Origin of the sequence: Streptomyces sp. NPDC018019, assembly GCF_044327805.1 — a bacterium.
Taxonomy (GTDB): domain Bacteria; phylum Actinomycetota; class Actinomycetes; order Streptomycetales; family Streptomycetaceae; genus Streptomyces.
Genome location: NZ_JBIRGD010000041.1, coordinates 25,550 through 47,946, shown reverse-complemented (window position 1 = coordinate 47,946; position 22,397 = coordinate 25,550). Strand labels below are relative to the sequence as shown.

At 74.4% G+C, this 22,397-nt stretch carries 15 protein-coding genes; 4 read left to right on the top strand and 11 right to left on the bottom strand.

The window, feature by feature from the left end:
• Positions 1–390 precede the first annotated feature (390 nt).
• Positions 391–1,095 carry a TetR family transcriptional regulator gene (locus tag ACH4FX_RS39530; protein ID WP_398486350.1) on the top strand — a complete coding sequence of 235 codons (705 nt, stop codon included), beginning with the start codon at positions 391–393 and terminating at the stop codon, positions 1,093–1,095.
• A gap of 27 nt (positions 1,096–1,122) precedes the next feature.
• On the opposite strand, the gene ACH4FX_RS39525 is transcribed toward ACH4FX_RS39530, so the two are convergent.
• Complete coding sequence (locus ACH4FX_RS39525) at positions 1,123–2,184, bottom strand: MDR family NADP-dependent oxidoreductase (protein WP_398486349.1); 1,062 nt, start codon at positions 2,182–2,184, stop codon at positions 1,123–1,125.
• 198 nt (positions 2,185–2,382) lie between these two features.
• On the opposite strand from ACH4FX_RS39525, the gene ACH4FX_RS39520 reads away from it, so the two are divergent.
• Both ACH4FX_RS39520 and ACH4FX_RS39515 read left to right on the top strand, forming a co-directional pair.
• Complete coding sequence (locus ACH4FX_RS39520; protein WP_398486348.1) at positions 2,383–2,979, top strand: ScbR family autoregulator-binding transcription factor; 597 nt, start codon at positions 2,383–2,385, stop codon at positions 2,977–2,979.
• Positions 2,980–3,238: 259 nt separating this feature from the next.
• Positions 3,239–4,225 (top strand): ScbA/BarX family gamma-butyrolactone biosynthesis protein, encoded by a 987-nt coding sequence (locus ACH4FX_RS39515; RefSeq protein WP_398486347.1) that lies wholly within the window; start codon positions 3,239–3,241, stop codon positions 4,223–4,225.
• Between the two features lie 96 nt (positions 4,226–4,321).
• Here ACH4FX_RS39515 and ACH4FX_RS39510 read toward each other — a convergent pair whose 3' ends face one another.
• Positions 4,322–6,628 carry a bifunctional salicylyl-CoA 5-hydroxylase/oxidoreductase gene (locus ACH4FX_RS39510; RefSeq protein ID WP_398486346.1) on the bottom strand — a complete coding sequence of 769 codons (2,307 nt, stop codon included), beginning with the start codon at positions 6,626–6,628 and terminating at the stop codon, positions 4,322–4,324.
• 2 nt (positions 6,629–6,630) lie between these two features.
• Entirely contained in the window at positions 6,631–7,458 is an 828-nt protein-coding gene (locus tag ACH4FX_RS39505; protein ID WP_398486345.1) for an enoyl-CoA hydratase family protein, read from the bottom strand.
• 196 nt (positions 7,459–7,654) lie between these two features.
• Here ACH4FX_RS39505 and ACH4FX_RS39500 point away from each other — a divergent pair, with 196 nt between their 5' ends.
• Positions 7,655–7,879, top strand: coding sequence for an ATP-binding protein (locus ACH4FX_RS39500; protein WP_398486344.1), 225 nt, complete (start codon positions 7,655–7,657; stop codon positions 7,877–7,879).
• Here the strand turns inward: ACH4FX_RS39500 and ACH4FX_RS39495 are convergent.
• From ACH4FX_RS39495 to ACH4FX_RS39460, 8 genes are all read right to left on the bottom strand, one after another.
• A complete protein-coding gene (locus tag ACH4FX_RS39495) occupies positions 7,848–9,344 on the bottom strand; it encodes an amino acid permease (RefSeq protein WP_398486343.1) in 1,497 nt (498 codons plus the stop codon). The genes ACH4FX_RS39500 and ACH4FX_RS39495 overlap by 32 nt on opposite strands.
• 204 nt (positions 9,345–9,548) lie before the next feature.
• Positions 9,549–10,553 (bottom strand): ornithine carbamoyltransferase, encoded by a 1,005-nt coding sequence (argF, locus tag ACH4FX_RS39490; RefSeq protein WP_398486342.1) that lies wholly within the window; start codon positions 10,551–10,553, stop codon positions 9,549–9,551.
• A gap of 147 nt (positions 10,554–10,700) precedes the next feature.
• Positions 10,701–11,924, bottom strand: a complete 1,224-nt coding sequence (locus ACH4FX_RS39485; protein ID WP_398486341.1) for an arginine deiminase — start codon at positions 11,922–11,924, stop codon at positions 10,701–10,703.
• 101 nt (positions 11,925–12,025) lie between these two features.
• On the bottom strand, positions 12,026–13,981 hold the full coding sequence (locus ACH4FX_RS39480; RefSeq protein ID WP_398486340.1) for a hypothetical protein: 1,956 nt from the start codon (positions 13,979–13,981) through the stop codon (positions 12,026–12,028).
• Entirely contained in the window at positions 13,978–15,057 is a 1,080-nt protein-coding gene (locus ACH4FX_RS39475) for a hypothetical protein (RefSeq protein ID WP_398486361.1), read from the bottom strand. The genes ACH4FX_RS39480 and ACH4FX_RS39475 overlap by 4 nt, the downstream gene beginning before the upstream one ends.
• A 2-nt stretch (positions 15,058–15,059) precedes the next feature.
• Positions 15,060–16,169: a hypothetical protein gene (locus ACH4FX_RS39470; protein ID WP_398486339.1), complete on the bottom strand. Its 1,110-nt coding sequence runs from the start codon at positions 16,167–16,169 to the stop codon at positions 15,060–15,062.
• Between the two features lie 9 nt (positions 16,170–16,178).
• Positions 16,179–18,848, bottom strand: coding sequence for a hypothetical protein (locus tag ACH4FX_RS39465; RefSeq protein ID WP_398486338.1), 2,670 nt, complete (start codon positions 18,846–18,848; stop codon positions 16,179–16,181).
• Positions 18,845–22,336, bottom strand: a complete 3,492-nt coding sequence (locus tag ACH4FX_RS39460; RefSeq protein WP_398486337.1) for a tubulin-like doman-containing protein — start codon at positions 22,334–22,336, stop codon at positions 18,845–18,847. Before ACH4FX_RS39460 ends, ACH4FX_RS39465 begins: the two co-directional genes overlap by 4 nt.
• Positions 22,337–22,397: the final 61 nt, after the last annotated feature.

Here is a 22,397-nt window from a genome sequence, read left to right as displayed (position 1 = left end):
GGACGCGGGAAGACGTGCCGGCCGCGCCGCGCGGACGGTGGTGGACGGCCGTCGGCACACCGGTGTCCAGAAGTGGCGTGCCCGCTCCGGAGTGGCACCTCCGGAAGAAGCACGTCCCATGGTTCGCCTTCGCAGATTTAAAAACCGCCTGCGCTGTTTGTCAATGAGTCCCACAGCGCCGCACCCGCCGCGGACCAACGATCCACGTCGTCGCGGTGGAGCCCGAACTGACGGGGCGTGGTGAAAGCTTGGCACTCCCTCACCTCTTCTGCACCACTGGAACACGCGAGTAACACACGTCACCCATCGGCTCAATTTTCGAACCGCGCGGTTGGTTTTATATGTAGACTGCGGTGCGCTCACAGCCGGACTAGAGACAGGACGGACACTGTGCCGACGCAGCATCGAGCGATACAAAGCCGCCAAGCTCTCATCCGATCGGCCGCCCACGCGTTCCTCGAAAAGGGCGTGCCCGCCTCGGGCATGGTCGACATCAGCCGCCGCGCCCGGCTCAGCAAGGGAGCCCTCTACTTCCACTTCGCGTCCAAGGACGACCTCACCCTCGCGGTACGGGACGAGGCCCTGGAGGCGGTACGCGACCTGGAGAACGAACTGGCCCGCGCCCCGCACCCGGCGCCCGCCGCGGTACGGGACTTCGCGATCGGACTGCTCGGCCGGGTGGACACCGACGTCGTCGTACGGGCCGGGCTCCAGCTGCGCCCGCAGACCGCGCCGGGGATCGCCGAACCCGAACTCCAGCAGCGGTGGTACGAGCTGTTCCTGGCGAAGACCACGGCCGACCGGACGGCCGGGAAGCTGCCGCCCGGCGACGACCCCCGGCGCTCCGCACAACTGCTGGCCGCCCTGGTCGTCGGCCTGCTGCACCTCGGCGAGGAGGACCGGGCGTGGTGGGACAAGGATGTCGTCACGGACATCTGGGCACAGCTGCTGCCCGGCGACGCGGGGGCGGCGGCGGACGACGGGCGCGGCGCGCCGGCTCCGACCCCACGACCGGCTCCGGCTCCGGTCTCGGCCTCGGCTTCCGCTTCGGCCCCGCCCCCGTCCCCCTCCTCGGCTTCGGCTCCGGCCGGCTGAAGGCACCGGGACCGGCCCGGCGCCGGTTCACAACTCCACGAGTACGGCCCCGATGTGCCGCCCTTCGACCAGTTCACACAGCGCCCGCGGGGCCTGGTCCAGCCCCCGCAGCCGGGTGTACGCGAAGACCAGGGAGCCGTCCCGCAGCCCGCGTGCGAATTCGCCGGTCCACTCCTGCGGCAGGTCCGCATGGTCGTACAGCGAGAAGCCCCGCAGCGTCACCCTGCGGGTCACCACGAGCGAGGAGTCCAGCTCGACCGGCGCCGCCACGCCCGCACTGTCGCCCAGCTGCCCGGAGAGCGCGCCCACCAGCGCGAACCGGGCGCCGGTGCGGGCCACGGCGAGCGCCGCGCGCAGCTGTTCGCCGCCCACCGTGTCCAGCAGGACGTCGATGCCGTCCGGCGCGGCCCGGCGCAGCTGTTCCTCGGCCGGGCCCGCGCCGCGGAGCACCACCTCGTCGTAGCCGAGCACCTCCCGGAGGTGGGGGACCTTGTGGGCGGACCCGGTGCTGCCGATGACCCGGCCGGCGCCCAGCCGCTTGGCGAGCCGGCCCGCCAGGCTGCCGACGCCGCCCGCCGCCCCGGTGACGAACACGGTGTCGCCGGGCCGGACCTGTGCCGCCCGGGTCAAGGCGCCCCAGGCCGTGGCGCCTTGCGACAGGTACGCGGCGGGGTCGGGCAGCGCCGCCGGATCGACGCGCCGGGCCCGCGGTTCCTCGACGACGGCGAACTCCCGCCAGCCGTACGGATGCACCACCAGGTCGCCGGGCGCGTATCCGCCGGCGGCCCCGACGACCTCGCCGACGGCCGAACCCCACAGCGCCCGGCCCGGCACGAAGGACGGCACGGGCAGTTCGGCGCCGGTCATCATCGAGCGCATGGCCGCCGTCACCGCCATGAACCGGTTGCGGACGAGCAGCTCCCCGGCGCCGGGGACGGGCACCGGGGCCTCGGCGAGCGTGAAGTGCTCCGGTCCGAGGGCGCCCCGGACGCGGGCGGCGAGGCGTACCTCCCGGTGGGTGGCGGGGAGCGGCGGGGCGGGCGAGACGGAGGGGGCGGACGGGACGGGGACGGCACGCGCGTCGGCCAAGGCACAGCTCCTGACAGGTCGGCGGATTCCGGCAGCCCCCGGTGGCGCGCTGCCGTCAACCGGTTTTCAATACCGCATGGTTGGCTTTTTTAGGGTTTCGAAAATAGACTGACAGACCGGACTCGTAAGGTTGCCCCAGGCACAGCAACTCCCCGAAGAGCATACGGAGGACGATCGGTGGTCAAGCAGGAACGCGCAGTGCGCACTCGACGTGCCGTCCTCGAAGCGGCGGCCCAGGTCATCGGCACACGCGGGTACGAAGCGGCCACGATGGCGGAGATCATCCAGCGGGCCGGCGTGACGAAGGGCGCCCTGTACTTTCACTTCGCCTCCAAGGACGCCCTCGCCCGGGCCGTCATCACGGAACAGACCGATCCGTTCATTCCGCAGGTAAGCGACTCCCGGTTGCAGGACGCCATCGACTTCACACACCAGGTGGCGGTGGCGCTGCGGGACGATCCGCTGCTCCAGGCCGGCACCCGGATCGCCGTCGAGACGACGTTCAGCGACGACCCGCTGGTCCCGTACCAGGCGTGGATCGACATCATCGCGAAGATGTTCACCGACGCCCGGGAGAACGGCGAACTGCTCCCGGCGGTCGCGCCGGACCGGGCCGCGGAGTTCTTCGTCTCCGCCTATATGGGCGTCCAGCTCTTCTCGCACGCCGCCAGCAACCGGCACGACCTGCCCGAACGCGTCACGGCCCTGTGGAAGCACATCCTCCCCGGGCTGGCCTCGCCGGGCGCGATGAGCCACCTCGATCCGCACGGCCGCGCGGTGAAGACCGCCGCCTGACCCAACTCGCCGCGCCCGGCCGCACGTTGACGTGCGTCCGGTGCGCCGTCATGCTTGCCGCGCCCCTCGTTCCCGGGCGGCCGGCACCAACCGGGGACCGCCGCGCACCCGGCGTTCCCCTCTTCGAGACCTTCCCGGAAGAAATCCCGTGGAAGCCCTAGAAAACAAACCATCCGGTTTGTATCTTAGTCCGCGTTGGTCCGCCGCCGAGGTTCACGCCGTCCGAGCGGAGTGAGCCGCCATCTGGGAGGGAACAAGCATGGCCAGCGCCACGCTCACCGCGCCGTCCACCGCAGCAGCCCAACGTCCGTTCGCCGGGCGGGAGCACACCAGCCTCTCCGATCTGCCGCCGCTGACGACGACCGTGCCCCGGCAGTATGTGCACCGGACCGCGGTGTCCGAGGTTTTCCTGACCGACTGGCGCCGTACGGAGAGCGATGTCTGGGTGGTGAGCGCCCAGTGGCCGCGGGCGCACAGTTTCTACGGTCCGGTGGACGGTCTGCACGACCCGATGCTGCTGGTCGAGACGATGCGACAGGCCAGCATCCTGCTCAGCCACGTGGCGCACGGCGTACCGCTGGACCACCCGATCATCTGGCAGGACCTCCACTATTCCCTGGTTCCCGAGGCACTGCGCGTCACCGGCACGCCCGCCGAGATAGAACTGCACATCACCGGCCACGACCTGATGTACCGCGGCAAGCGGCTGGCCAGCGCCCGGCAGTCCTACCGCGTACTGTGCGACGGCGCCGAACTCGCCACCGCCGAGCTGGCCTTTTCCTGCCACAGCCCTGCCGTCTACCGCCGGCTGCGCGGTGAATACAGCGATGTGAAGCGTGCCAACGACCGCAAGCTGGAGCCGGCCGAGCCGGTCGCGCCGCGCCTGGTGGCGCGCGACCGCACCGGTGATGTGGTCCTCTCCCCCACCGACCGCGCCGGCCGCTGGCAGCTGCGGGTGGACACCGCCCACCCGGTGCTCTTCGACCACCCCGTGGACCACGCCCCGGGCATGCTGATGGTGGAGGCCGCCCGGCAGGCCGCGCACGCCGCGGCGGGCACCGGTTTCTCGCTGCCCGCCGAACTGGAGTGCTCCTTCCACCGGTACGGCGAACTGGACGCGCCGTGCTGGGTCGAGGTGACCGCGGCCGGACGGGACGCCCGGGACCGCCTCCTGCACGACATCGACATCCGCCAGAACGGCCGTTCCGTCTTCACCGCCCGCACCGCGAGCCAGTCCATCCGCTGAACCGACGCCCGGGGCGGGACCGCGCACGCCGCCCCGGGCCCCGCCGCTTCCCCCCCGGGCCCCGCCCGGCGCCGTGACGCGGACCGCGAGGTCCCGTCATCCCAGCGTCAGGCGGGGCTTCGGCGCGTCCGTGCGGCCGGTGGGCGGCGTGCGGCTGCCGGCCCGGTACGGCAGCGGCCAGGGCGCACCCGGTCCCGCGTAGCCCTGTTCGGCCGCCGCGTGCAGGGTCCAGTGCGGGTCGTACAGATGCGGCCGGGCCAGCGCGCACAGGTCGGCCCGGCCCGCCAGGACCAGGGAGTTGACGTCGTCCCAGGAGGAGACGGCGCCCACCGCGATGACCGGGACGCCCAGCCGGTTGCGGATCCGGTCGGCGAACGGGACCTGGTACGAACGGCCGTACTCGGGCTGCTCGTCGGGGACGACCTGGCCGGTCGACACGTCGATGGCGGCGGCGCCGTGCGCGGCGAAGGCGCGGGCGATCTCCACCGAGTCCTCGGCGGTGGTGCCGCCCTCGGCCCAGTCGGTGGCGGAGATCCGTACCGTCATGGGCCGGTCGTCCGGCCAGACGGCGCGCACCGCGTCGAAGACCTCCAGCGGGAAGCGCAGCCGGGCGGCGAGGTCGCCGCCGTACGCGTCGGTGCGCCGGTTGGTGAGCGGGGAGAGGAAGCCGGAGAGCAGGTAGCCGTGCGCGCAGTGCAGTTCGAGGAGGTCGAAGCCGGCGCGGGCGGCCGACCGGGCGGAGCGCGCGAACTGCTCGCGTACGGCGCCCAGTTCGCCCTCGGTCAGGGCGTGCGGCACCTGGTTGACGCCGGGGCGGTACGGCAGCGCGGAGGGCGCCACGACCGGCCAGTTGCCGTGCGGCAGGGGCTGGTCGATGCCCTCCCACATGAGGCGGGTGGAGCCCTTGCGGCCGGAGTGGCCGAGCTGGACACCGATGGCGGTGCCGGGTGCCTGCGCGTGCACGAAGTCGGTGACACGGCGCCAGGCCGCCTCGTGCTCCGGCGCGTACAGGCCGGTGCAGCCGGGGGTGATGCGGCCCTCGGGGCTGACGCAGACCATCTCGGTCATCACCAGCCCGGCGCCGCCGAGGGCGCGGGCGCCGAGGTGGACGAGGTGGAAGTCGCCCGGTGTGCCGTCGCCGTCGGCGCTGTACATGTCCATCGGGGAGACCACGACCCGGTTGCGCAGGGTCAGGCCGCCGAGCCGGAAGGGCGTGAACATGGGCGGGGTGCCGGCCGGGACGCCCGCCTCCTCCTCGACCGCCGCGACGAAGCCGGGGTCGCGCAGCCGCAGATTGTCGTGGGTGACCCGGCGGCTGCGGGTGAGCAGATTGAAGGCGAAGCGGCGGGGCGGCTGGCCGACGTACTCCGCCAGGTCCTCGAACCAGGCGAGGCTGGCGCGGGCGGCCCGCTGGGTGGAGGCCACGACGGGCCGCCGCTCGGCCTCGTACGCGGCCAGCGCGTCCGGCAGGGCGGGGTTCTCCTCCAGGCACGCGGCCAGCGCGAGGGCGTCCTCGACGGCCAGCTTGGTGCCGGAGCCGATGGAGAAGTGGGCGGTGTGCGCGGCGTCGCCGAGCAGCACCGTGTTGCCGTGCGACCAGCGGTCGTTGACGACGGTGCGGAACGCGATCCAGGCGGAGTTGTTGGAGCGCAGCGGTCGGCCGCGCAGCGCGTCGCCGAAGACCTTGGCGCACCAGTCGGCCGACTCGCGCTCGTCGCAGCGGTCCAGGCCGGCCCGGCGCCAGACCTCCTCGCGCATCTCGACGATGACGGTGGCGGCACCGTCCGGGTGCTCAGGACCGGACCCGGCGCGGGCGTACGGGTAGCCGTGCAGCTGGACGACGCCGTACTCGGTCTCGGCGATCTCGAAGCGGAACGCGTCGAAGGCGAAGTCGGCGGCGAGCCATATGTAGCGGCAGCGGTGGGTGGTGACGCGCGGGCCGAAGACGTCGGCGTGTGCGCTGCGGGTGAGGCTGTGCACCCCGTCGGCGGCGATCACCAGGTCGTGGCCGGCCGCGAGTTCGGCGGCGGACGGGGCCTCGGTACGGAAGTTCAGCCGTACGCCGAGCGAGCGGCAGCGCTCGTGCAGGATGCGCAGCAGCGTACGGCGGCCGAGCGCGGCGAAGCCGTGACCGCCGGAGGACAGGGTGCGCCCGCGGTGCACGATGTCGATGTCGTCCCAGCGCACGAACTCGCGCTGGAGCGCACGGTGCACCTGGGGGTCGGCGTGCTCGATGCCGCCGAGCGTCTCGTCGGAGAGGACGACGCCGAAACCGAAGGTGTCGTCGGGGGCGTTGCGCTCCCAGACGGTGATGTCGCGGCGCGGGTCCAGGCGCTTGAGGAGCACGGCCGCGTACAGGCCGCCGGGGCCGCCCCCGATGACGGCCACCTTCCGGGCGCCCACCCTCACTTCCCCTGCCACTTCGGGGGCCGCTTCTCGGTGAAGGCGGCGTGGAACTCCGCGTAGTCGGCGCTGTTCATCAGCAGGGCCTGGGTGGCGGCGTCCATCTCGACGGCGGCGCCCAGCGGCATGTCCAGCTCGGCGGTGAGCAGCGCCTTGGTCTGCGCGTGGGCGAGCGCGGGCCCGGCGGCGAGCCGCTGCGCGAGGGCGTGGGCCACGGTGTCCGCACGGCCCTCCTCGGTCAGTTCGCTCAGCAGGCCGATGCGCTCGGCCTCGGGAGCGCGGACCGGTTCGCCGAGCATCAGCAGCCGGGTGGCGTGGCCGAGGCCGACGACACGCGGCAGCAGGTAGGCCGCGCCCATGTCGCCGCCGGAGAGGCCGACCTTGGTGAAGAGGAAGGCGAAGCGGGCGGAGGGGTCGGCGACGCGGAAGTCGGCGGCCAGGGCGAGCACCGCGCCGGCGCCCGCCGCGACGCCGTGGACGGCGGCGACCACCGGGAACGGACACTCCCGCAGGGCCCGTACGACCTGGCCGGTCATCCGGTTGAAGTCCAGGAGCTGCCCGGTGTCCATGGCGAGCGTGGCGCCGATGATCTCCTCGACGTCGCCGCCGGAGCAGAAGCCGCGGCCTTCGCCGCCGAGGACGAGGGCGCGCACGGACCGCTCCCTGGAGAGTTCGGCGAGCAGGTCGCGCAGGTCGGCGTACGCCTCGAAGGTGAGCGCGTTGAGCCGGTCGGGGCGCGCGAGGGTGACGGTGGCGATGCCGTCTTCCCTGGTCACGCGGAGGTGCTGCCATGCGTCGGTGGTACGGGCGGAACCTGTGAACGGGCTCATCGGGCCACTGCCCCCTTCAGCCGGACGGCTGGTGCAAAGCGCGAGCGCGCTTCGAAGTTATCACCGCCTCGTGACTGTCGTCACGAGTACGCGATAACGCGCCGGTGGCGTCGGGCCGGTTCCGGTCGAACGTCACCCACGCGACGGACGAAGGTCCCGGGCCCACACCTCCGGCCGCGCTCCCCTCGCCCTCGTCGTGGAGCTGCGCCCGGCCGGCTGCCGCGTGGAGGTCCACGACCCGGACCCCGCACTGATGGCGGGGCCGGCCGCGCACGCCCCCGCCACGCCCGTCGATCCCCTGGCCGAGCACGGCCGCGGTCTGCTGCCGGTACGGACGCTCAGCTCGGCGGCCGGCTGCCGGCCCACCACGCACGGCAAGGCCGTGTGGTTCACCCTTCCGCGGACGCCCCGGCACGCTTGACGGCGCCGCCGTCGCCGGGCGCGCCGGCCGCGGGCACGTCGCCGTCCGGTTCCGCGCCGCCCTGCCCCAGCCGCGAGTGCCGCCGCCCGTACAGCGCGTAGACGACCGCGCCGGCCGCCAGGAACACGGCGAACTGAAGCCAGGTGGACGGCCCCGTCCCGTAGATCAGGTAGCCGCAGAAGGCGATGCCGAGCAGCGGGCTCAGCGGGAAGAGCGGCACCCGGAAGCGGCGCGGCAGGTCGGGGCGGGTCCGCCGCAGCACCATGACGCTGACGTTGACCACCGCCATCACGGCCAGCGTTCCGATGGTCGTCAGGTTCATCACGACGTCCAGCGGGACCACCGCGGCCGGGACCGCGAAGACCACCGCGACGATCCAGGTGCCCGCCACCGGTGTGGCGGTCCGCGGCGAGATCCGCTCGAAGACCCGCGGGACGAGCCCGTCGCGGGACATCGACATCAGGATGCGGGTCTGTCCGTACATGACCGCCAGGACGACGGAGGCGATGGCGACGACCGCGCCGAAGGCGATGACGCCGCCGCCGACCGCGGAGTGGGTGACCTGGTTGACGACGAGGGAGAGCGCGGCGGGCCGGTGGCCCACCTCGTCGGCGGAGAGCGCGCCGATGGCGGACAGCGCGACCACGCAGTACAGAACGGTGACCACACCGATACAGATCATGATCGCGACGGGGACGTTCCGGCGCGGGTTCTTCACCTCTTCGCCCGCCGTGGTGATCGCGTCGAATCCGATGTAGGAGAAGAAGGCGACCGAGGCGCCGGAGGTGATGCCGGCGATGCCCTCCGGGGCGAACGGCGTGAGGTTGCCGTCCTCGAAGGCGGTGAAGGCGATGGCGCAGAACAGGACGAGGACCGCCAGCTTCAGCACGGCCATCGCCGCGGTCGCGCGGGCGCTCTCGCGGATGCCGCGCACCAGCAGCACCGCGGCGAGCAGCATCACGACGACGGCCGGGACGTTGACGACGCCGCCGTCGCCGGGCGGACTGGACAGCGCGGCGGGCAGCTGCCAGCCGACCAGGCTGTTCAGCAGCTCGTTCAGGTACTGCCCCCAGCCGACCGCGACCGCCGAGACCGAGACGCCGTACTCCAGCAGCAGGCACCAGCCCACGAGGAAGGCGGCGCGCTCGCCGAGGGTGGCGTACGCGTAGGAGTACGAGCTGCCGGACACCGGGACGGCGCCGCCCAGCTCCGCGAAGGAGAAGGCGGTGAAGACGCAGGTGACGGCGGCCAGCACGAAGGAGACGAGGACGGCGGGGCCGGACTGGGCGACGGTGTCGGACAGGCCGACGAAGATGCCGGTGCCGACGATGGCGCCGATGCCGAAGCACACGAGCTGGAAGAGCCCCATGGTGCGCTTGAGGCCGTGGCCGGCGAGGTCCGCGCCGGATTCGGCGACGAGGAGGTCGGGGGACTTGATGCGCAGTCCAGAACCTGACGGACGCATGGGGTGGTTCTCATCTCTGGTGGTGCGGTGGTGCGGCGCGCACGGCGGGGTGGGGCCGGGCACGCAGCGGGGTCCGGACCGGTGGGTCCGGACCCCGGGAGTCGTTCGATGGTAACCGCTCCGCCTGCATGATCGCCCATAGGGTCGTATAGCCATGCAATTCGGGCGTACGGGCCCGTACGGCGTGCGGGTGCGGCGCGGCGCCTACCCGGCCAGAGTGGCGACCAGGACCGCCTTGATCGTGTGCAGCCGGTTCTCGGCCTCGTCGAAGACCACCGAGTGCGCCGACTCGAAGACCTCGTCGGTGACCTCCAGGGAGGTCAGGCCGTGCCGCTCGTGGATCTCCCGGCCGACGGTGGTGCCCAGGTCGTGGAAGGCCGGCAGGCAGTGCAGGAACTTCACGTCCGGGTTGCCGGTGGCGCGCAGCACGTCCATCGTGACGGCGTACCCGCCGAGCAGCGCGATCCGCTCGTCCCAGACCTCCTTGGGCTCGCCCATCGAGACCCACACGTCGGTCGCGACGAAGTCCGCGCCGCGCACCCCTTCGGCCACGTCCGCGGTGAGCGTGATCCGGGCGCCGCTGTGCGCGGCCAGCTCTTTGGCCCGGGCGACGATCTCCGCGTCCGGCCAGAGGTCCTCGGGAGCGACGATCCGGATGTCCATGCCGAGCAGCGCGCCGGTGATCAGGTAGGAGTTGCCCATGTTGTAGCGGGCGTCGCCGAGGTAGGCGAAGGCGATCTCCGTCAGCGGGCGGCCGGGCGCATGTTCCCGCACGGTGAGCACGTCGGCGAGCATCTGGGTCGGGTGCCACCGGTCGGTCAGGCCGTTGAAGACCGGCACGCCGGCGTGGCGCGCCAGCTCCTCGACGGCGTCCTGGGAGCTGCCCCGGTACTGGATGCCGTCGTACATCCGGCCGAGGACCCGGGCGGTGTCCTTCACCGACTCCTTGTGCCCGATCTGGGAGGCGGCCGGGTCCAGGTAGGTGGTCGAGGCACCCTGGTCCGCGGCGGCGACCTCGAAGGCGCAGCGGGTGCGGGTGGAGGTCTTCTCGAAGATCAGGGCGATGTTGCGGCCCCGCAGGCGCGCGACCTCCTCGCCCGCGCGCTTGGCGGCCTTCAGCTCGGCCGCCAGGTCGACGAGCCGGCCGAATTCCGCCGCGGTGAAATCCAGCTCCTTGAGGAAGTGGCGGCCCTTGAGGTCCGTCGCCATGGGTGGCTCCTAGGTCGCGGCAATCGGTACGAATGGAAGTGTATACGACCGACCGCATCTCTATACACCCTCGTGTCCGCCCCCACCCCCGCTCCCTCACCCTCGCAGGCCCGCTCCCCGCAGCCCCCTCCCCCGGGAACCGCGCCCTCACACCGGATCGCGCTCCACCGGGCAGCTCATGCAACGCGGGCCGCCCCGGCCCCGGCCCAGCTCGCTGCCCGGAATGGTAATGACCTCGATGCCGCGCTTGCGCAGGAAGGTGTTGGTGGTGACGTTGCGCTCATAGGCGACCACCACGCCCGGCTCGACGGCCAGCACGTTGCACCCGTCGTCCCACTGCTCGCGCTCGGCCGAGTGCACGTCCTGCGTCGCGGTCAGCACCCGGATGTCGTCCAGGCCGAGCGCCGCCGCCATGGCGCGGTGCATGTGCTCCGGCGGGTGGTCGGTGACCTTCAGCTCCTGGTCGCCGGCGCCCGGCTCGATCGTGTACGAGCGCAGCATGCCCAGCCCCTCGTACTGGGTGAAGGTGCCGCCGTCGACCATCGTCATCACCGTGTCCAGGTGCATGAACGCCCGCCGCTTGGGCATGTCCAGCGCCACGATGGTGCGCGCCGACCCGGCCGCGAACAGCCCGCGCGCCAGCATCTCGACGGCCTGCGGGGTGGTCCGCTCGCTCATCCCGATCAGTACGGCACCGTTGCCGAGCACCAGGACGTCGCCGCCCTCGATGGTCGACGGGTAGGCCGCCTGCCCCTCCGACCAGACGTTGAAGCCGCCGCCCCGGAACAGCTTGTGGTGCCGGTAGATCGCCTCGTAGTGCACGGTCTCGCGCTGCCGCGCCGGCCAGCGCATGGCGTTGATCGACACCCCGTCGTACACCCACGCCGAGGTGTCGCGGGTGAACAGGTGGTTGGGCAGCGGGCGCAGTACGAAGTCGTCGAGGTCCATCACGTGGAAGCGGACCGAGGTCGGCTCCGGGTGCGCCGCCAGGTACTCCCGCTTGGTCATCCCGCCGACCAGCGCCTCCACCAGCTCCGGAACGGCCATCGAGTCGAAGACGGCCCGCAGGTGGTCGGTGGCCAGCGGCCCGTACTCCTTCTCGTGGAAGACCCGGTCCAGCACGAGCCGGCGCGCCTCGGGGACCTGGAGGGTCTCCGCCAGCAGGTCCCCGAACAGGTGCACCTCGACCCCCCGGTCCCGGAGGATGTCCGCGAAGGCATCGTGCTCGGCACGCGCCCGGCGCACCCACAGCACGTCGTCGAAGAGCAGCGCGTCCTTGTTGGTCGGGGTGAGTCGCTTCAGCTCCAGATCGGGGCGGTGCAGAATGACGCGGCGCAGCCGCCCGGCCTCGGAGTCGACGTGAAATCCCATGGGCCCATCTTCGCGGGTCGGGGAGCGCGGCGGAGGACCGCGGACCGGCCGCGCCACGGCGTTTCCCCTTCTGCCGGACGCTCGTGCCGGAGGGCGGGCCGCTAGGAACCCGCCACAAGGATGACCGCGATCAGGATCACCGCGACGGCTATCAGCATGAGCAGTGCGGCGACCCAGAGCTTGCCGGCCTGGTCCTCCGGCGTGTTGTCGGCGGTGTCCGGGGGGCGGCTGTGGCGGGATCGGCGGTCGGTGCGCCGGAAGGCCCGGACGGTGCTCCGGGGGGTTCGCGGCGTCTCCTGCGGCTGCCGGGTCGCGGTGTCGAACAGCGCCTTCCAGCCCTTGTCGCCGAAGCCGGTGGGGCGGCCGTCTTCGAGCAGGTGCCGCAGCACCGCGCGGCCCCGTCCGTCGTGGCCGTCCCACAGGTCCGGCAGGACGCGCTGCAACAGGCCGGGGACGCTGCCCTGTTCGCCGTACGGGCGCACCAGCTCGTCGTAGAGGAGCACGGCGGTCCGTACCCGCATCCGGCCGTCCGGCCCGGTGACCGGGTCCTCGTCGCGGTGGCCGCTCCACGGGCCGAGGAACAGCCGGGCCAGCAGGAGGCGTTCGCAGACCGCGTGGGCGTCCGGGGCGGTCCGGCGCGGGGCGCGGTCGATGAGGGCGTGGGCCACGCGGTCGGCCTGTGCCGCGGGGAGGCCGCCTTCGAGCACCTCCAGGAGCACGTCGTCGCTGCTGCTGTGCAGGTAACGCGCGGCGTCCTCACCGTCCCGGTGGAGCGCGGTGAGCAGGACCTCCGCGGTCGCGTCGCGGGCCAGGCCGGTGCCGGCCCGGACGGCCTGCCGCGGGTCGCGGGGCCGCCCGCCGCGCTCCTCGTACGGCGGATCGCAGGACGTGTCGTACGACTGCCCGCGGTCCTCGCGGGGCCGGTCGTGCGGCTGCCGGTCGCGGCCGTCGTACGCCCGCCGGTACGGCGGCTGTTCCTGGTCCTCCCGCATGTGGTCGAACACCCGGTCGTCGTACGGCGTCTCCCGTGCCCGGTCGTACGGCTCCTCGCGCGACGGTTCGCGGGTGACGTCCGCCCGCTCCGTACGGGAGCGGCGGTGGCCCACGGCGTGGCTGAGCCACTTCAGCGCCTCGTGCACCAGGCGCACCCGTTCGTCGAGGCGTTCCTGCTCGAAGACGTGGCGCTCGGCGAGCGCGCGGCGCGTCGCGCGCAGCGCCTCGGGGTCGTAGCGGTGCTCCAGGTAGTGCTCGACCAGTTGCAGGGCGGCGTTTCCGGCCGGATCGCCGTGGTCCGGCAGGCCGTCGCCGGACGTACCGAGCCCGGGCCGGGCCGGGTCCAGGCGCGTCAACTGCTGATCCTGCGTGGCCGATACGGGCCAGCGCGGCACGAAGACGTAGCGGAACGGCCCGCCGTCCCGGGTGTCGTGGGTGGCGAAGGACCAGGAGCCGGGCAGCGCGGGCCCCAGCAGCTGCCGCAGCCCCCACAGGACGGGCACCGGCCCTTCGCCGCCCGTGCGGTCCAGGACGGAGAGCCGGCTGCGCGGGCGGCGCAGGCGCTCGGCGAGCACCGCCGTCAGTTCCTCGGGGAACCGCCCGGCCCGCTCGGTGAGCGCCGGTGCCGCGCGGTCGGCCGCCGCCCACAGCGCCGGGGCCGGGACGCACTCCAGAGTCCGGCCCTCGACCTCCCGCAGGTTGATGCCGCTGCCCTCCCAGCGCCAGTCGTGCAGGCCCAGGCAGCGGCCGGGCGTCAGCACGGAGGCACTGCCCAGCAGCGCGTGCGAACAGGTGCTGGGGCGGCCCCCGCGGTCCTGGTCGGGAATCCGCCGGATCAGCAGCACCGACCGCTCGTGCCCCGCCTCCCCGGGCAGCTCCACCCGGGCCAGGCTCTCGCGCGCCGCGTCGCCGGGGACGCGCAGCAGCGGGGCGACCTTGCGGTAGATCGGCTCCAGCCCCTCCCGGTTGCCCGACCAGGCCACCGGGCCCACCCCCGCGCCGCCGACCGCGTGGTCCGCGTCCCAGCGGAAGACGATCTGGTGCACCGCCTCGGTCGCGTTCACAGCCCCACCTCCTGAGGGTCGGCTCCCGGCAGGAGCCCGCACATCGCGAAGACCGACAGCAGCGGGGTGAGCACCCGCCGCGGCCGGACGCCCTGCGGGAAGCCGCCCGCGTCCTCCTGGCCGCCGGTGGCCGACGCGAAGTGCAGGGTGCACCGCGCGCAGTCGCCGAACGGCTTGAGCCAGGCGGGCCCGCCGTGGTGCCGCAGGAAGGCGTAGACGTCCCGGCTCTCCGCGCGCAGCGCCCGTGCCGTCGGCCGGGCGCTCTCCGGGGCGGTCAGCCAGCGCGCCACCGCCGGTTCGAAGCGGATCAGGTCGCTCTTGCCCACCACGACCGCGGCCGCCGCGTCGACGTACGGCCCTTCGCGCGGCACCCGGTCCAGCACGGTGCCGAACGAGCGGTCGCCGAGGTCGTCGGTGCGCTGCTTGGTGCGTTCGCGCACCGCGTCCAGGTACGGCAGCGGCAGCGCGCGCAGCGGATCGACGACGAAGATGAACGCGCTGACGGCAGCCAGGAACCGGGTCACCCGGCCGGTGCGCTCCAGGTCCTCGCCCGAGAGGTCGAAGAAGACCACCGGCCGCGCCGTGCCGCCCCGGCTCACCAGCAGCCCGTCGGCGAACTCGGCGAACTCGGTCTGCTCGGTGTGCGCCAGCGTCTCGCCGGCCCGCAGCTTGAGCACCCGGTCGTTGAGGTAGGCGCGGTGCGCGTCGGTGTGCAGCGGCGCGGCCTTGAGGCCGTGGGCGTCCAGCGCGCCGCGCTCCACCTCGCCGATCATCGAGGCGAGCAGGTGGGTCTTGCCCGCGCGGGAACTGCCGACCAGGGCCACCGTCAGCGGTTCGCCGTTGGTGAGGTAGGGCGCGGGCAGGTAGTGCTCGGGCATGCCGGCCGTGTTGCCGCAGACCTGGAACGCCTCGCGCAGCGCGTCCCGGCGGCGCAGCGGGTTGTGCTCGCCCGTCAGGTCCAGCCGGACGAAGGTGCTGGTCTCGTCGCGTACGTACAGCCGGTCCTCGTCGAAGGCGATCGGATCGAGGCAGTACGGGCACACCACCGGCCGGGGGCCGGGGCCCATCGGGTACATGCTCACCGGCGTCCTCCTGTGCCCGTGCGGCCGGCCCCGAACAGGGCGCGCAGCCCGCGGCCCGGTGCCCGGCCGGGCCCGTCCTCCGCCGCGTGGTCACCGTCCAGGCCCAACCGGGAGCGTTTGCGCGCGAGTTCCTCTTCAAAGGCGCGGCGCCCCGGCTCCAGGGGGTCGGCCGGGAGGGGACGGCTCTGGAGCGGGTCCTGCCGGTTGAGCATCCGCAGCACCTCGACGGGGTGGCCGCGCTCCTGTGCCGTCGGCGCGAACGCGGTGGACAGCACGCCGAGCGCGGGCAGCCGCGGCAGGTCGCGCGGCGGCCCGTCCGGGTCCCCTTCGCGTCCGGTGACCAGGTGGTACATCACCTGGGCCACACTCCACAGGTCGTCGCGCGGGTCGGCGGTGCCGCGCCCGGCGCGCTGTTCCGGCGCGGCCCAGGGCGCCTCGCCGAGGGCCTCGCGGGGGTGCCCGGCGCGGGTGGCGAGGCACGGTTCGGGCAGCCGGACATGGCGGCCGTCCCACCGTACGGTGTGCGGGGTCAGCCCGCGGTGCACCACGTCGACCGCCTCCAACAGCCGCACCGCCAGGACCAGTTCACTGCGGATGCGCTCCTGTTCCTTGACCGTGGCCCGGCCCGCGAGCGCGGCCAGCGGGCGCCCGCGGGCGGGTTCGTAGAAGACGAACGGCTCCCGTACGTCCAGGTGGTAGCCGCCGAGCCGGGCGAACAGCTGGTGATACGGGGCGTCGCCGAACGCCCGGCGTACGGCGAGACCGACGCCCACCTCCGCCTCCAGCCGGTCGCGGGCCCGGTGGTCGCCGCGCGCGGTGTGCGCGAGGCGGTACTGCATCACCCGCCAGTCCTCGCCGAGCGTCAGGGGCCTGGCGCGCAGCGGGTGCCGCTGCGGTCCGGCGGGCACCTCGCCCCAGCAGGCCGCCGACAGCCGGGCCGGAGTGCCCTCGTCGGTGAAGAAGGCCAGCTCCACGCGTTCGCGCGGAGGGCGGTCGGCGCTCCGCGGGCCGGCGGGCCCGGGCGCGCCGGCCCCGGGCGCGGCACGGCCGTCCGGCGCGGCGTCAGGTGTCCGTACCGGGTCCTGCCGGTCCGCCCACTCGTTCATGACGTCCCCTCATTCGTTGGCGGTCGCGGGCAGTTCCGGCCCGGTGGTGTCGCCGTCACCGCGCAGCCGGACCGTGCGCACCGACCCGGTACGCAGCGGCAGCAGCCGGAAGACCCCCGCGTACCGGCCGGCCGGGGTCCACACCATGTCGTCGGCGCCCGGCCCTTCGGCCGGCTGCGGGCCGTCGCCGTGCCGGGTGACGTCCGGGGCGAAGCGCACCCCGCGGCCGGCGTGCCGGTCGCGGGAGAGCAGCCGGCGGTGCTCGGCCGCGCAGAGCGGGACCGTGCCGGTGCCGTCGCCGTGCTCCTGGAGGACGCGGGTGACCCGGTCGGGGGCCAGGCCGAGCAGGACGGCCGGGTCCGGCCGGGAGCCGGGGTCCCGGGCGAAGGCGGGGGCCGCGGCGACGCCGTCCCGGGCCAGCCGGGCGCTCTCGCCGTCGATCAGGGCGCGTACCTCCCGGTCGACGGGGAGCGCGGCGGCCGCGCCGGGGTCGCGCTCGATGGCGCCCCAGTACGGGTCGAGGAGCCCGGCGATGCCGTCGGCGAGGTCGCCCACGAGGGTGGCGACCAGCTCCGGTCCGCCGTCGCCCGCCTCCCGCTCCAGCCAGGGGACGGGCACGTCGTCGGGCGGGGCGGCGGCCGGTGCGGGCGCGGCCCCGGCCGCGGCCCGCGGGACCGTGTCGGCGAGCGGGTCCTGCCAGGTGGCGCCGCGTGCGGTGGCCGGCCCGCCGGCGCCGTCCGGTCCGCCGGGTTCCGGTTCGCGGTCCCAGTCGTCCCAGTCGTCCCAGCCCTGTGCGGTGTCGTCGTACCGGGGGCCGGCGGTCTCGAAGGAGTCGTACGAGGCGTGCGGCGCATCCTGCCGGCCGGGCGCCGGCGGACCGAACCAGTCGTCGTCCAGCAGATCGCCGGCCGGCGGACCGGTGTCCCGGGCGCCGCCGTCGGCCCCCGCGGCGGGCACCGGCTCGCGGCCCTCGGCGGCGGTCGCCGCACGGCGGATCATCCCGGCCACCGCCCGCGCCCCGTCGGCGCAGTACAGCCGGGCGTCCGCCAGCAGCCAGTCGTGTACGACGGCGTCCGCCAGCAGTCCGTCGAGGGCGTGCAGCGCGTCCCGCCCCTCGGGGCCGCCGCCCACCGCCCACCAGGTGTCCAGGGCCTCGGTCCACCGGCGTACCGCCAGCAGCGGCAGCGCGACCAGCGCCACCAGCAGGGTGCTCAGCCCGAGCCAGGCGGGGACCGCGAGGGCCTGGCCCAGGGCGATACCGACGGCCGCTCCGGCCAGTCCGGCACACAACTGCGCCAGGGCGCCCGAGCGTCCGCCGCCGTCCAGACGCCCGTCCCCGCCGCGCCCGGGACGGCGGGCCAGGGCGAGTGCGGTCAGCCCGGCGGCGGCCAGCGCCGTCAGCGGGCCCAGCGCCCAGCCGGGTCCCGGCCACAGCCCCGCCGCCGCGGCGACGGCCGCGCCGCCGGCCAGCTCCGCGGAGGCCGCGCCGCGCACCTCGAACGGCCGCGGCCCGGCCAACTGCCGCGGCAGATCGGCCGGGCACAGCTCGTCCAGCCGGCCGAGGCGGGCCGCGCTGCCGGTGGGCGTGGCCAGGTCGGACAGCGCGCTGAGCCGGGCCGCCGTGGAACGCAGCGGCAGCCGGCGCGCCAGCAGGTTCTGGGCGAAGCCGCGCAGACCGGGGCCGATCCGGTCGCGGGCGGCCTCCGGCACCCGGGGCAGGTCGATGCCGTGCTCGTACAGCCGCCGGCGCTGTTCCGGGGGCAGGCCGACGCCGTCGCCGTCGCGGAGGGTCTCGGCGACGGTCTCGCGGTAGGCGGCCAGTTCGGCGGCGGCGGCCTCCAGGCTCCCGGCCAGGTCGGTGTCCCCGGCCGCGCCGCGCAGCAGCCCGCCCGCGCCGCGCTGCCGCTCGTAGGCGTCCTCCGCCTCGTCCAGCGCCGCTTCGCAGGCCCGGAACCGCTCGTCGGCCTCGCCGCCCGCCCGCCGCCACTCCGCGCGCTCCACGCTCCGCGGCATCCCCGCGCCGACCAGCGGCGCCAGCGCGGCGGGCACCCCGCCCGCCTCCGGGTCGGCGACCGAGATCCGGCCGCCGGGGTCGTCCTGGCCGACCAGGTCGGCCAGCGCCTGCCGCCAGACGCGGGCGCGGGCGGTGGGCGACAGGTCGTGTTCCAGTACGCGCAGGGCGGGCACGGCCACACCGTCGGGGATCTCCGAGACCGCGTGCAGGACGGCGTCGAACACGGCCGGTGCCGCGAGGAGTTCGAGGAGCGGGCGCAGCGCGCCCGCGTCCTCCTGCGGCGCCGGGTCGGCGGCCGTGCCGGCGTGCGGGTCGAGGACCCACAGGACGCCGACGGTGGGCGGGCGCAGCGGCGAGGGCCGGTTCAGGGCCCACGGGGTCGGCGCGGGCGGCACCGCGATGCCGTCGCCCGGTTCCGCGGGCGGGGCGCCGACCGCGACGCACAGCGCGTGCCCGGAGCCGTAGGCCAGGACCTGTTCGTAGGTGCGCTGGTGGCGGGCGAGGCCGTCGGCGGTGTCCACGAGCAGGAAGCGCTCGGCCGGCCGGTCGGCGGCGCCGTCCAGCGCGGCGCGGACGGCGCGGTGCAGCCCGTCCGCGCCGGCGAACGCGGCGTCGCCGTCCCGCAGGTCGAGGGTGACGACCGGAGCAGTGGTGCGGGCGCTCACAGCAGATCCTCCTCCCTCGGCCCGTCGTCCCACGGATCGGCCCACAGGGCGTCCTCGGCCGGGCTCGCGGGGCGGCCCGGCCCCTCGGGCTCCGGCCGCGGCTCGTGCGGTCCGGGCGCCTGCCGGGGCGTCGGCTCATGCGGAGCGGTGGCGTGCGGGCCGGTCCCGCGTACACCGGACTCGTACGGGCCGGATTCGTACGGGCCGGTCTCCTGCGGGCCGGTCCCGTGCGCCCCGGGCTCGTACGCGCCGGTCCGCGCACCGGACTCGTACGGCCGCGCCTCCCGTGCCCGGTCCTCCCCGGCCGGTTGGTGCCCGTTGGCCTTGCGGAGCCGGGACGGGGAGCCGCCCCCTTGCCGCAGCTGTGCCTGGGCCTGTGCCAGGGCGCGCAGCGAGGGCCGGTTGGCGCGCAGGCTGCGCGGGAAGCGCAGGTCCAGCGCGCCGTCCAGGGTCGTGGTCCAGAAGTGGCGCAGCGGCTCGATCCAGTCCTGGTCGTCCGCGTCCAGGTCCCGGGCGCGCTGCCGCAGCCGGGCGGCCTGTTCCGGGGCCACCGCGCGCAGGAAGGTCCAGAACAGCGGGTCGGGCTCCCTCGGTGTGGTGCTCAGCCCCTCCGGCAGGGCCTCCATCAGCACCGAGCAGAAGTCCTTGACCGCCGACCCGGCGTCCAGCAGCGCCCAGCGCTCGTAGGCCCGCAGCAGGTCGGACCAGCTGGAGACGTCCCGGTCGTACGGTTGCAGGGCCAGCGTCATGGTGGCCGAGTCGCCGCCGCGCAGCCGGAAGCAGACGCTCTCCGGGGAGAGCGGGTCGCCGGTGACCTCGACGCGCCCGTTCCACATCGCGCACAGCATGCGCTGGAGCACCCGCTGCCGGTCGCTCTCCGTACTGGCCAGCCACGCGTCGCGGTAGCCGGTGCGCTGGCGCCACTGGAGGTGGTCCTCGCGGCCCTCCCGCTCCCTGGCCCGGCCCCACAGGCGCAGCACCTGGCGCACCTCGGAGATGTCGGTCAGGCTCATCTCGCTGCGGAACAGCACGACGGTGATGGATTCGGTGGGTACGGCGCGGAATTCGGCCGGCATCCGGTTCTCGTCGCGCGGCAGCAGCAGCGACTGCTCCAGGAAGCGGTCCACACTGCCCTTGGCCTTGGTCTGCGGGCGCACGATGAGCGTCTTCAGCCTTCCGGTCCCGTCCGGCGTGAAACCGGCCGGCAGCAGGCCCGCGAGCTGGGAGCGGAACTGGTCGAGCCACTTCTCGTCCACCGACTCGGCGGACTCCTCGTCCCCGGACGCCGCCGCGAGCAGATCGCCGAGGGACGGCAGCAGGGGCCGCTCCTGGTGGACGCCGGCCTCCCCGAACAGCTTCTTGATCCGGGCCTCCAGGACCTGCTTGACCTCCTTGACGGCGGCGCGCGGCGAACGCTGGACGGCCTCCAGGGCGTGTTCCCAGTGCTGCGGTTCGACGATGCGCACGAGCAGCGCGGCCTCGTCCTGGCTGTCCGGGATGCCCTCGCGCTGGAGGAGGCGGGTCAGGACGTCGTCGTAGAAGGCGTCGAGGGTGTTCTGCGGCGGGAGCAGGTACGACACGCCCGTGCGGTCCTCGCGGTACAGCTCGCGGCGCCGCTCGCGGAACAGGCCGTTCTCCTCCTCCTCGTGGTCGCGGAAGGCCCGTACGAGCGCGGTCAGTTCCTTCATGGACCGGTCGGCGAGCGGGCGCCAGCGCGGCTCCTGCTCCTTCCACCGCGCGTGCCAGACCCGGCAGGCCGCCCAGCGGTACCAGGCGTCCTGCTCCTGCTGGGCGGCCTCCACCTCGGGGTCGCCCCAGCGCGCGGGCACCACGCCGCCCATCCGGCGGCCGATGCGCGGCACCGGCGGCGGGCTGGTGTCCACGCCCTCGGGGCGCTGCGGGCGGTTGCGCCGGTTGTCGAGCATGCCGGAGAAGCCGGCCTGCGCGACCCGGTCGCGGTCGCCCGGATTGCCGGTGAACACCCGCTCCAGGCGGAACGGGTCGTGCTGTTTGAGCAGGGCGAGCAGGCCGCGGCGCGGGTTGAAGCGCTCCGCCAGCTCCACCGAGCGGCGGTCCAGCTGCCGGTCGAGCTGGGCGAGCTGGTCCTCCATGTCGCCGATCCGGTCGCGCAGCGCCTGGCCGATCGCCTTGGCGCCCTTGGGCACCGGGTCGGGATCCGCCACCTCCAGCGCGTCCCGGGCCCACACGTCCTCGATGCCGGACTCCTTGAACGCCTCGGCGACCAGGGCCCGGTGGCCGGCGCCGCCCTGGCGGGCCCGGTCCACCAGGCCGCGTACGGCGCAGGCCAGCATCCGGGCGGCGACGATCTCGGCGAGTTCGTCGACCGGCACGGTCATCGAGGCGGCCAGCGCGGTGGACATGCCCTGGAGGCCGATGCCGGTGGCGGCGGCGGCCGAGCGGCTGGTGCCGCGGTTGACGAAGCTGGCGGCGAAGGACTGGTAGGCGTCGTCGGCCCGGCCGCGGGTGTTCTCCTCGCCCAGGTCCGTGCCGATCAGCGAGGTGACCATGGCGGTGATGGAACGGCGCAGGTCGTCGGGGCGCATCCCGGCGGTACGGCTGAAGAGGAACGCCGTCTGGACGGTGGAGGTGCGCAGGCTGACCGGCACCATCTCCGGGTACTTCACGCTCAGCGAGCCGCGCTGTTCCACGTCGCCGAGGTCGGGGGTGGCGTCCGCGGCGTTCTGGTCGTCGACCAGGTGGGAGAGGTCCACCAGGGCGCGGGCGGCGTTCAGTTCGGCCTCCCGGCCGCCGCCGGACTCCGGCGGGAACGCGGACGGCATCACGACCAGCGGGTAGATCTTGGCGCCGGGCAGGTTCACCGAGTGGAAGGCGTGCCCGATCAGGTGCAGGAAGTCGTAGAAGATGCCCGCCCCGGTGCCGCCCGCGACGGAGAACGCCACGAAGACGTCGTAGCCGCGGATCTGCCCGCCGCCCAGCTCCTGGAGGTCGCCCGCCGACTTGCTGAGCGCGTCGATCGCCGCGCGGAGCGGGCCGAGCACCTGGTCCGGGCCGTTGCGCATGGTGGCGAACAGCGCGGCCCGGCCGACGGTGGGCAGCTGCCCGGCGCCGGTGTGCAGCGGGGAGACCCGGGGCTCGTCCACCCGCGGCGGCAGCCAGCCGACGGTCTCGTCGTGCTGCGCGATGCGCAGCATGCGGGTCATCTCGGGCGAGTTGTCGTAGGTGGGCAGCAGGTTGTGCACGGCCCGGGAGGTGCGGGCGAACGCCGCCGCCTCGGGGCCGCGGGCGCTCAGGTGCGGCAGCCGGTCCAGCTCGGACTCGCTGAAGTCCGCGTACACGAACTGCAGGCAGTCCGGCAGCTGGAAGGGGACCCGCTGCTTGCCGCGGCCGACCAGGTCGGTGCCGTCCGGCCCGCACAGCTCGCGGCGCAGGTTCCGCTCCAGCTCGGCGCCGATCCGGGCGCCGGTGCCGCCCAGCCCCACGAACAGCATGGGCTGGTAGATCTTCATGGTGTCGCTCCCCTCGTCCGCCCGTCGGGGGCGGCCTGTGCTGCGAGATGTGGTGCTGCCG

What these genes read in the sequence shown, in the direction of transcription:
- ACH4FX_RS39515 (WP_398486347.1), top strand. Translation starts at nt 3,239, where the DNA reads ATGGCCAGCGCCACGCTCACCGCGCCGTCCACCGCAGCAGCCCAACGT.
- ACH4FX_RS39505 (WP_398486345.1), bottom strand. Translation starts at nt 7,458, where the DNA reads ATGAGCCCGTTCACAGGTTCCGCCCGTACCACCGACGCATGGCAGCAC.
- ACH4FX_RS39495 (WP_398486343.1), bottom strand. Translation starts at nt 9,344, where the DNA reads ATGCGTCCGTCAGGTTCTGGACTGCGCATCAAGTCCCCCGACCTCCTC.
- argF (WP_398486342.1), bottom strand. Translation starts at nt 10,553, where the DNA reads ATGGCGACGGACCTCAAGGGCCGCCACTTCCTCAAGGAGCTGGATTTC.
- ACH4FX_RS39485 (WP_398486341.1), bottom strand. Translation starts at nt 11,924, where the DNA reads ATGGGATTTCACGTCGACTCCGAGGCCGGGCGGCTGCGCCGCGTCATT.
- ACH4FX_RS39475 (WP_398486361.1), bottom strand. Translation starts at nt 15,057, where the DNA reads ATGTACCCGATGGGCCCCGGCCCCCGGCCGGTGGTGTGCCCGTACTGC.
- ACH4FX_RS39470 (WP_398486339.1), bottom strand. Translation starts at nt 16,169, where the DNA reads ATGAACGAGTGGGCGGACCGGCAGGACCCGGTACGGACACCTGACGCC.
- ACH4FX_RS39460 (WP_398486337.1), bottom strand. Translation starts at nt 22,336, where the DNA reads ATGAAGATCTACCAGCCCATGCTGTTCGTGGGGCTGGGCGGCACCGGC.